The following is an 8,910-nucleotide window of genomic DNA, read 5'->3' on the forward strand; positions in this document are numbered from 1 at the left end:
AAGGTGGAGGCTTTGCCCGGTTTGGTGCGGTAATCGCGATCAATCATCGGCTTTAGCTCTTCGACCAAGAAGCGCAGATAGCCGTCACTCAGGGCAGGCCCACCATGTTCCTCAGCCGTACGTGCACGAAGTTTGTCGTCCATCGCCGCTTCAACACCTGCGGGCGAGAAGTCTTGCCGTCGCGTGGACGTATTCCAAACCCCAACCACAATGGCGTCGCTACCTGAAACGGCGCGCTCACGCGCTTCCATCGCGAGATCGACACGCCAAGACTGCCCACCAAAAGCGTGGCTTGCGCCAAAAATATTCTGGCCGTCGTGCATATAGAGGACGGGATAACGGCGCTTGGACTTGCCATAGTCCGCTGGCAGCCAGACGCTCACAGTGCGCGCGCCGGTGAACCGGCTCGGCATGGCTTCATAGCGGACGATCATAGCTTCGTTGGCGTTGGACGTAGTTGGGACCAGAGCAGAGGCAATCAGCCCACCAGTGGCAGCAATCAGGGTTCGACGATCCATTGTTTTGTCCTTTCAGTCTGTCTGGCGTACCCAGATTTGTAGAGTTTGAGCAGGGCTCTCAAGGGTAAGGCTTTGGCCGCCAACGAGTTTGGCATCTTTACCGCGCACGCCTTTGATATGGTCAATCTTTTGGCCGTCAGCGATTTTCTGCCAGCGTCCGGCAGGCAATTGCACCGACGAGAAGGTGGCGGCTTTCGCTCCAGTATTGGTCAAGACCAAAACCTTCTGATCCACCACATAACCCAAGAGATTTTGGTCTTCTGGCGTGATCCATTCAATATAGTCAGGTGCGGGTGCCTTGGCGGTGCGGAAGACGCGGCCGACGTCACTGTTGCGGAAAGCAATGAGACCCCGCCACCATTGGTTCATGGCTACAAAATCATTTGGCGCACCATTCTTCTTGGAGCGATCTAGGTCTGACCAGACAAATTCATTCGGTGTACGGACATTATAGGTGTCTTGCCGGCCTTTGAAGTAAATCGGGCCCGTCGCAGTCTGGCGGATGATTTCTTCGGTGCCGACCATCCCCTTCGAGCGCAGCATCTCAGACCCGCCGTGAAGAACGATGGGGCCAAGGCTAGTTAAGAGGAGACCCGCTGCCACGCGGTAGGGGCCTTCCTCAACACCCTCGAGACCATTCCAGTCTTTGACGGCAAAACGGTCAGCCAAGGTCCAATTGTCGTGGATGTCGGCATAATTGATGCCGCGATTGGTCGATTGCGCCTCTTCTTTCCAACCATTGGCGATCGCCAACATGGCTTGGCTACGCTGGCTGGCATTGCCGCCAGCATAACCGCGATCTGTGGCCTTATCCTGCAAGCGGAATGGGGAGCCGACTAAGGCGTTGCGGGTATCATCTTGGAAAAAGGTGATTGGCGCGTCTTCTTTGTACCAATCCCAATCGGGATTGGCGCGTACGATTGGGTCGGAGACATCGATCCAGGGTTCGCCATAAATGATGACATCATCCCCGACGGCCTTGCGCAGCGCGATCAAGGTCTGCTCGTCGATCTGACCTGCCAAGTCGATGCGGAACCCGTCAATGCCAAACTCGTCAATCAATGACTTGGCTTGATCGATGATCCAACGCTGGGTCATCGGGCGATCTTCGGTCTTCACCTCATTGCCAAAGACGCCAATATGCTGACCAGAATCGCTGGTGCGATAGTAATAGTCACGGTCCAGCACATTGAAATTGAACAGCATGTTGCGGCCGTCCATGTTTTCGCCAGTATGGTTGGGGACGATATCCACGATCACAGCAATGCCGCGATCATGGAAAGCTTGGACGAGATCGCGGAATTGCTCACGCTCCGCCCCAAAGTCGGTGCCCTTTTTCCGGTAGATGTTTTCAATCGCAAAGGCATGAGTGGTACGATACCCCCACTCATAGCTGAGGTCGGCTACGCCTAAGCGCTTCATCTCTGGATCATTGCCAAAGGCTGCCTGCCATTCGGGCTTTGGGTAATGCAGGAATTCCTGCATCGGCAGCAGATGGACGACGTTCACGCCCAAATCTACAATGTGATCAAAGCCAATCTTCTGACCGCTCTTGCTGCGCAGGCCCGGCACGGTGAAGGCCGGGATCGTGCCTTTTAAGTCGTCGGCGACTGGCAATTGTCTCGTGAAGTCTTCAATATGAACTTCATAGGCCACCACGTCTTCCATTTTTGGGCGACCTTTGGCGAGAGGTGTCGCAGGTTTGGTTTTCGGCATAACCCGACTTTTCCCATAAGACTCCGCATTGGCGCGCGCATAGGGATCGGAGATATGGACCGGATTGGTGTCATAGAAATATCGGCCGGGTCCGGGCTTTCCATGCACGGTGAAATCGTAAAAGCTGCCAGCTAGATTGCCCTCAAGCTTGGCCTCCCAAAGCCCGGACTCATCGCGCGCCATGTCGACCACGCGCTTGGCCGCTTCGGGCTTGGCGTCGGCCTGATCATAGAGATAAAGGCGGACTTTCTCAGCGCGGGGGGAGAAGATTGCAAAATGCGTCGATTTACCGTCAGCGGCAATATTGGCCCCTAAAGGCTTGGGCGAATAGAGCGTGCGGAACCACGCGTCCGGCCGAACACGGGCGCTTATGCCCTTTGTCTTCAACTCCAATCGATAAGACGCACGGATATCAATCGGCTGGGCCGGAACTAAAAGGGCGGTTTCAAGGTCATTGGGCAGAATGGTGGCGATGGCTACTTCTTGATTGGCCTGATCTACCAAGCGCCAATCGGCCGGATTAAAGGTGCGCTCTGCCCCTTCGAGGTGCAACCAAATGGCGGATGGTCCGGCAAGTTCAGCCCGCAGGCTGGGCTTCTCTGCTTCTTGGCTGAGGGCAGGCGCACCGACACTTGCCATGAGACTGCCCAAACCGATCCAGAGACTTTTCTTGAGAGACTGGCCAAACATGTTAGCGATCCTTCTTGGGCTAAAATTGAACTCTGTATTGATAGTAAGATTAGGCGGCTGGTGCCCGGCAATTGCGGGCAATGAAGTCTTCGTGGCTTGGCATCTGATCCACCGCCTTCGCGATAATCGTAGAAACATTGCCCAAGAAGCCGTCGAGATCTTCGTCCGATAGGTCGCGAGCGAGAGCATGATAGCTTTCGGGGCGGATACCTTGCCCGATCAGGACTTGCAGCCAGCTTGGTTCGGCAAACAAATCATTGGCCCGCCGCTCTATCCGCCCGGTTTTGCGGAAGAGCTCAATCTTATGGCTCAGGCTGTCGGGGATCGCCATGTTTTGGCAATGCAGCCAAAAGGGCGAGTCGGTGCGTGCATTGGCGTGATAGTGCAAGATCAAGAAGTCGCGTATTAGCGCGTATTCCTCAATTGCTTGCTGATTATACTCATCGCTTAAAACCGTGTCACAGGCCTTCGTCGGGAAGAGGGTGATGAGGCGGCTTACAGCGGATTGGATTAGGTGGATGGAAGTAGATTCCAGAGGCTCCATAAAGCCACTGGCAAGGCCGACCGCGATACAATTCTTGTTCCATAATTTCTTGCGGCGCCCAGTAACAAACTTCAGCGGCCTTGGATCAGCGAGCGGCTTGCCGTCGAGATTGGACATCAATACGCGCTCAGCTTCCTCATCGCTGGTAAAGGCACTGCAATAGACATGGCCATTGCCAATCCGGTGCTGCAGCGGAATTCGCCATTGCCAGCCAGCGTGGCGGGCAGTCGCACGCGTGTAAGGCGTCAATGGCGAAACGGACTCGCACGGCACGGCAAGGGCGCGGTCACAGGGGAGGAAATTCGACCAATCCTCATAGCCTGTCCCTAGCGCTCCTTCGATCAACAGGCCGCGAAAGCCAGAGCAATCCACGAAGAGATCGCCAGACACCACTTCGCCGCTTTCCAGCGTGACGGATTGAATGAAGCCAGAGAGGCCATCAAGCTCTACCGAGCGCACCTTGCCCTCTGTCCGCCTCACCCCGTGATATTCTGAATAGCCACGCAAATAGCGGGCATAGAGACCGGCATCAAATTGAAAGGCCCAAGTCGGGCCGGGCAGGGGAGAGGCCCCTAAGCGCTCCAGCCGGTCAAATCGGTTGGCATAGGCAGACTTGGTTGCTGCCGAATACTCCCAAAGCGAGGTTTCTTTGCCGGAAAGGTTCTGTCGCATCCAATAATGATGGAATGGCACAAAGCCGAGGTTACGCCCAATGCCACCAAAGGCATGCATATAGCGCTCACCCTGACGGTGCCAATTGACGAACTCAATCCCCAGCTTGAATGTGCCATTGGTCTTGGCGACGAAGTCATTTTCATCAATGCCAAGGATCGAATTGAAGATATTGATCTGGGGGATGGTGGCCTCGCCAACACCGACGGTACCGATCTCTTCGCTTTCAATCAGGCGGATGTTGACGCGTGGGCCGAGCACTTTTGATAAGGCGCTAGCCGTCATCCAGCCAGCAGTGCCGCCACCCACAATCACAATCTTCTCAACTGCCTGAGGTTCCAAACCTAGTTCTCCTCGCCCCACAGATACGTGCCTGACATAGGCCGCGGGCAGGGGCAAATCACAACATAGAAAACCCCCGCCAGCGCAGGCCGACGGGGGTTATGGGGTTACCGATCGCTCAAGATCAGAACTTGTAGTTCACACCGACCAAGAAGGTGCGACCATATTCTTGATAGTCTTTCACCAAACGCTCATCGTCGTTGATGAGGGTGGTGAATGGCTCGTCGGTCATGTTGTTGACCTGGAACAGAACCGACAGATTGTTCAATGGACCGGATTGGAAGGTGTAACCAATCTGACCATCGAGAACCGATTCAGCTTGAATGCTGCGGGTTTCCAAGTTGGCACCAAAGGCCACGACCGAACCGGTAAAGTCCGAACGATAGCGGTTGCTCAAGCGGGCTTGGAAGCCATAGCGCTCATAATAGACCGAGGTGTTGAAGATCTTTTCAGACAGACCGGGCACCTTGGTTGCAGGCTGGCCAGCGATTGGCTTGATGCTGCTGTCATTATAAGTCGCGCTGAAGTTTGCACCAAAGCCTTCCAGAGCTGGTACAAACTGATCGAATGGGAATGAAGCCGTGAATTCGAGACCACGGATGTAACCACCCTTCACATTGCCTGGCGAGCTTGCAATACCAATGTTGGTTGGGCTTGGAGGCGCGCCGGTTGGGACAACCAGACCAGTTGCATCGAATGGACGCTCAACGTTGTCGACGATCCAGGATTCCAGGTTCTTGTAGAAGCCAGCGACGGCGAAGTACGCACGGCGACCAAAGTACTTCTCATAGCTGATGTCGACGGCTTGGGCCAAGATAGGCTCAAGCAATGGGTTGCCTGAGTTTTGGAACCAGCGTGTTCCGCGGTTTGGCACGATTGAGCTATCATAGCTGTAGCTAAAGGCCGCATTCATCTGGTCCATACGAGGACGCGACAATGTGCGAGCCAAGGCAACGCGAATCTTTGCATCATTGTCGAGTGCAAAGGCCAAGTTCATGCTTGGCAGGATTTGCGTGTACTCAGTGCCTTCGGTCTTGCTGACCAAAGTGGCGGTCGAGTTGCTGCGGCCGCGAGCGGTTGAGCTTTGATCGGTGTTTACGACTTGGACGCCGAAATCACCTGTCAGTGGCACGCTGCCAACTTCGGTGTCGATGTTGAACTTCGCAAAGGCAGTCAGGATGGTTTCTTCAACCGTCCAGCTTTTGATCGCAACGTCTGCCGCGGTGTTCGGACGCAAAGAATAGATGCTGCCCAAGAAGCCACGCGGGTCATAGCTGACGACGTTGCCCAAGCCCAACCAAGAGAGGTTGGTTTGACCGACGCGAGCCGACGTTGGGATGGCGACGCTGTTTGCACCACCAGCCAAGTCCAAGAACCACTCATTCACGGTCTTTTCTTTGCTGCGATCCGAATAACCAATGCCGTAATCAACCGACTTGATCGCCTTGTCGCCGTCGAACTCGTGCTTTGCAGCGATCTTCAGCGTGTTCAGTTCGTCAACCGTACCTGGTGCCTTGTAATAGCCTGCTTGGCCCCAGCCACCTGGATCGGTCAGGCTGATGGTGTTGTAATCGCCATAGTTCAGGCTTGGCTTGAACACCAAACGGCCTGCTTCAGCGGTCGTGAATGCCAGATTGTCAGTTGCACCGGCCGAACCACGACCCGTACCGGAGTAGGACTCGATGTCGGTGTCGGTGCGATCACCCTTCGACCAGCTGAGGTCGAAAGATACGGAGTCTTTCGGGCTCATCTGCCACTCAACCTTACCAGCCAAAGCAGCCAGCTCGGCTTCACGCGCGCGGATGTCGTTGCGGATGATACCCTTCACGCCGTTGAATTGGCCGGAGGTGGTGATGCCGTTGGTGACAACTGCGCCAGGCTGCAATTGTGCACCCGACCACCAAAGTGGCAGCTCGATGCCGCGCAAGATTTGGTCGTCATTGAACTTCGAGTAGTAGCCGTCCAACGACAGGGTCAAAGTTTCAGATGGCTGGAACTCGATCACGCCCATGTAACCATCGCGCGTGATGTTGCCCGACAAGGCATAAGGCTTCACACCGCCAATGATGAAGTTTGCGCCATTGGTTGGATAGCCCCAAGCTTCATAACGGTTCGACTGATAGGGCGATTCCATGTGGGCATAGCCCAAAGCCACACCCAGCTTACCGTCCATGAATTGGTCGATATAGGCGAGCGAGACGCGGTTGCCGGTCTCTGACGTCCCGGCGTTTAAGGCGCCCAGATCGTTTTGCTCATAACGTGCACCAACCGCGAATTGGCGACGGCCAAACTTCAGCGGGCGAATGGTTTGCAGGTCAACCGTACCGGCAACACCTTGTGCCAACAGGGTAGCGGTTGGGGTTTTGTAGACGGCAGCGCCACCCAACAATTCTGATGGATATTGGTCGAATTCAACACCGCGGTTGTCGCCAACCGAGACTTGCTCGCGGCCGTTCAACAGGGTGGTGGTGTAGTCGGGGCCAAGGCCGCGAACCGACAATTGCGAAGCGCGACCGTCAATCCGTTGCGCGGCCACACCTGGCAAGCGAGCCAAGGATTCTGCGATGGAGACGTCTGGCAACTTGCCAATGTCTTCAGCCGAGACGACTTCGGCAATAACGCCCAAAGTTTTCTTAGCGTTGATGGAGTTTTCAATACCACGACGGATACCGACAACCACAATGGTCTCGACATCTTTGTCGGATGCTTCAGTGGTGGAAGCCGCTTGTGCATGGGCTGTCCCGCTCATAGCTGCCAACAGGGCAACCGAAGACACTGCACCAGCCAACAAGCGAGCGCGCGACACGCCGAGGCGTGATTCTGTGTGTATATTCATCGCGGTTCCTCCCAAATAAGCAGATCCGACCGCAACGGACCCGCTTGTGATTCCCTTCAGAACACGCCGATTATCAGCCAATTAGCAGGCCGCCCGACGATATTCCGCGCCTAAAACTGACCCAAAAGTCTTGAATCAGCATTCAAAGTACGTCCAACAATCATTTATTTGTGAACGTGTAGGAAAGCTACATGACAAAATCACAACGATTGTGCAATGGGAAAGTGGCCGCGAATGCAGGTAAATGCGACAAAGTTGTAAAACTGGTGCAGCCTTGCAACAACGCGGACTCGTCATCTCGACTGATGTGGTTATATCGGAGCATAAGATAAGGTCGGGGGGCATAATGCAGGGTCAGAGCCAAAAGCTTGAGCACTTGGTGATTGTTGGTGGCGGGTCTGCGGGCTGGATGGCGGCGGCCGCCATTGCCAATGCTGCTGGGCGCGGGTGTGCCATTACCCTGATTGAGTCCGACGAGATTGGAACCGTTGGCGTCGGTGAGGCAACTATTCCGCCCATCAAAGTCTTTAATCGCTCTCTTGGGCTCGATGAGAAAGACTTTGTTGTTCGCACTCAAGGCACGTTCAAGCTGGGCATTGAGTTTGTGAATTGGGGCCGCCAAGGTCACCGCTATTTCCATCCGTTTGGAACCTATGGCGCGGACTTTGATATGGTGCCGCTGCATCAATATTATTTGCGCGCCCGCCAGACAGGCCGTGACCCTGGCTCGCTGGATGAGTTCACCATGGCGTGGCAGGTTGCCAAGCGCGGCCGCTTTGCCCCGCCAACTCAAGATCCGCGCTTGATCCAGTCGACATTTGACTATGCCTATCATTTCGACGCGGGCCTTTATGCCCAATTCCTGCGGGCCTACAGCGAGGCGCGCGGGGTCGTTCGGATGGAGGGCAAAATCGCGGATGTGGGCCTCGATGGTGAAGATGGTCGTATTACCCACGTGACGCTGGAAGATGGCCGCAAGGTAGAAGGCGATTTCTTCGTGGATTGCTCTGGCTTCCGTGGCCTGTTGATTGAAGGTGCCCTCAAGGCTGGCTATGAGGATTGGAGCCATTGGTTGCCCTGTAATCGGGCGATGGCGGTGCCGTGCGAACATGGTGGCGAGTTCACGCCCTATACCCGCTCGACCGCGCGGGAGGCTGGCTGGCAATGGCGGATTCCACTTCAACACCGCATCGGCAATGGGTACGTCTATTCCAGCGGTTTTATCTCGGATGAAGAGGTGGAGCGGACTTTGTTAGCCAATTTGGACGGTAAGCCCTTGGCCGATCCACGTCCTTTGCGCTTCACGACGGGCAAGCGGAAGAAGATCTGGCACAAGAACTGTGTCGCGATTGGTCTAGCCGCTGGCTTTATGGAGCCGCTAGAATCAACCAGTCTGCATCTCATTCAAACGGGCATCACACGTTTCTTGGCGCTTTTCCCCGACAAGAATTTCGACCCTGTTTTGGAGACAGAGTTTAATCGCCTAAGCACTTATGAGTGGGAGCGGATTCGCGATTTCCTGATCCTGCATTATTGCGCAACCGAACGCGATGATACGGAACTCTGGCGTTATTGCGCTTCCATGAGCCTGC

Annotated in this window: 5 protein-coding genes; 1 reads left to right on the forward strand and 4 read right to left on the reverse strand. The window is 55.2% G+C overall.

Going from position 1 to position 8,910, the window contains the following annotated elements; translation table 11 throughout:
• From ACIQ20_RS14580 to ACIQ20_RS14595, 4 genes are all read right to left on the reverse strand, one after another.
• On the reverse strand, nt 1-518 hold a 518-nt coding region (locus ACIQ20_RS14580), incomplete at its 3' end, for an alpha/beta hydrolase (RefSeq protein WP_395781534.1).
• A gap of 12 nt (nt 519-530) precedes the next feature.
• The gene (locus ACIQ20_RS14585; protein WP_395781536.1) at nt 531-2,924 is read right to left on the reverse strand and encodes an alpha-amylase family glycosyl hydrolase; all 2,394 of its coding nucleotides are present in this window, start codon (nt 2,922-2,924) and stop codon (nt 531-533) included.
• 49 nt (nt 2,925-2,973) lie between these two features.
• Nucleotides 2,974-4,482, reverse strand: a complete 1,509-nt coding sequence (locus tag ACIQ20_RS14590) for a tryptophan halogenase family protein (protein ID WP_395781538.1) — start codon at nt 4,480-4,482, stop codon at nt 2,974-2,976.
• Nucleotides 4,483-4,606: 124 nt separating this feature from the next.
• Entirely contained in the window at nt 4,607-7,318 is a 2,712-nt protein-coding gene (locus ACIQ20_RS14595) for a TonB-dependent receptor (RefSeq protein ID WP_395781540.1), read from the reverse strand.
• A gap of 346 nt (nt 7,319-7,664) precedes the next feature.
• On the opposite strand from ACIQ20_RS14595, the gene ACIQ20_RS14600 reads away from it, so the two are divergent.
• A partial coding sequence (locus tag ACIQ20_RS14600) for a tryptophan halogenase family protein (RefSeq protein ID WP_395781542.1) occupies nt 7,665-8,910 on the forward strand: 1,246 nt, incomplete at its 3' end.

It is taken from the genome of Aquidulcibacter sp., from assembly GCF_044346625.1.
Lineage (GTDB): Bacteria > Pseudomonadota > Alphaproteobacteria > Caulobacterales > Aquidulcibacteraceae > Aquidulcibacter.

Bases quoted from the DNA above. Each gene is read 5' to 3' on its own strand.
- ACIQ20_RS14595 (WP_395781540.1), bottom strand. From the start codon at position 7,318: ATGAATATACACACAGAATCACGCCTCGGCGTGTCGCGCGCTCGCTTG.
- ACIQ20_RS14585 (WP_395781536.1), bottom strand. From the start codon at position 2,924: ATGTTTGGCCAGTCTCTCAAGAAAAGTCTCTGGATCGGTTTGGGCAGT.